The 1,643-nt window shown below is 58.0% G+C and carries 2 protein-coding genes; both read left to right on the top strand.

Going from position 1 to position 1,643, the window contains the following annotated elements:
* The coding region (locus tag VGY55_24135; protein ID HEV2973078.1) for a hypothetical protein at positions 1–200 on the top strand (200 nt) is incomplete at its 5' end.
* A gap of 622 nt (positions 201–822) precedes the next feature.
* Positions 823–1,413, top strand: a complete 591-nt coding sequence (locus VGY55_24130; GenBank protein HEV2973077.1) for a hypothetical protein — start codon at positions 823–825, stop codon at positions 1,411–1,413.
* The last annotated feature ends 230 nt before the right edge of the window (positions 1,414–1,643 follow it).

Raw genomic sequence — 1,643 nt, 5'->3', positions numbered from 1 at the left:
TTGATACGAAGTCCGCGGCGCCGGTTGATAATACCGAAATTGTTAGGCTGGCGGGCCCCAGCCGCACGGTCGATGATTCCCTTCTGCCGACGGCTGATGACGCGGCCCGGAACGAAAAGTTGAAAGCCGCGATCATCGATCTCATCGAACGCAGCCTCCCAACGACATTGCAGGACCTGCGTCTCGTCAATCCTTCGTGAAGTGGGTTCCTCCCGAATTTTTTGGCCCAGAGGGATCGACGCGCGCCAGCGCGAGGATGCTCACTGTGCTGCTACATAAATTTCCATCACACTCGGGAATTACTGCTGGCAGAGCTCGATTACATTGGGATCGCGCTCGGCACAACAATGCGATATGCCTCCATTGAAAGGATCCGCGCTCACCGCGAGGATGTTTATCAATCGCCCTGTGAACGACGCGGCCACGCAACCGGGTGCAGGCGGCTGCCGCGGATTTCTGAGGTCAAGGGCGACAAGATCGGCCGTTTTGAGCGGGCGGCAGCTTTGCGGGGGCCGCTGGGGCGCGTCGGCCGGCCCGCCGCAGCGGTCGGATCGACAGCAGGGGGGCGCGCCTTTCCGCAAGGATGACAGATAAACCTTCATCAATATTATGTTCCACAATTCCTCTCGATTCGCTCACCGGCCGCTTATTACCTCCGCGGGGCCAGTGCCGGCGGCTTTCGGTGGAGCATGCTTGTACCGGCCGCGCTGCCCGACCAAGCGTAATACGTCAACGAATCCGAGGCCTTCGTGGGTACTCAGAGCGATCGATGGCAACCAGCTATACCCATTGGGCTGCCGACGTTGGCTAAGACGGCTTTCGATGGCCGAGTTGGGGCCATTGTGGAACGTACTGGTACGCCGCCTAGCCGCCGATCCGGATGATGCCGCAGCGCTCATGGACCTCTCAACGATTGCTCATCTGCAAGGACGCGCCGGTCATCGGATTGCACTTCAAGCTGCGGCACTTGATCAGCGGCAAATTTACCGTCAGCTACCAGCGGTTGGCGGTCCTAACCCAATGAGACTGCTGGCATTCGTCGCCCCAGGCGATTTCTTGGCAAATAATCCTGTTGAGTTTTTGCTGGAAGGCTCGGGCGTGAATCTGGACATGGTTTATGTTTTGCTCGGTGCCTCGCTACCGGAGGTGCCAGAGCATGACATAGCGATGATCGCCGTCGCGCAAACCGATGAAAATGGCGCCATACTCAGTGAACTTTCGCGTGTCACACGGGCGTGGCCGCGCCCCGTTATTAACGCGGCCGATCAAATTGCGCGCCTGACGCGCACCGGAGCTTGGCAACTTTTGAAACGAGCTCCAGGTGTCGTGATTCCGGTACCCGATCAGGCCGTCACCAAAAATAAATGTCGGCGACAGCTGCAAGCAAAGCAGTTGCAACGAAAGAAGCCATGAGCAAAGCAAGGGCAACGGCGATGAAGCGATTCATGATCTAAAGCCTCATTCCTGAGAAAGCCCCTTGGTTTGGTTCTCACAGAAGACTGTCAACGATCAAATTAAATATCGTCAATGATGTCTATATGCCCTGGCCTTCGCTTGCTCGTGGACATGCCGAAACTCCTCTCCAGTGGGGCGGCGCAACAACGCGCCGCCACCACCCAAACCCCGCGGAGGCCCAAGGGCGC

This window comes from Pirellulales bacterium, from assembly GCA_035939775.1.
Taxonomy (GTDB): domain Bacteria; phylum Planctomycetota; class Planctomycetia; order Pirellulales; family DATAWG01; genus DASZFO01.
The sequence above is the reverse complement of the archived record's forward strand: the minus strand, read 5'-3'. Positions and strand labels throughout refer to the sequence as shown.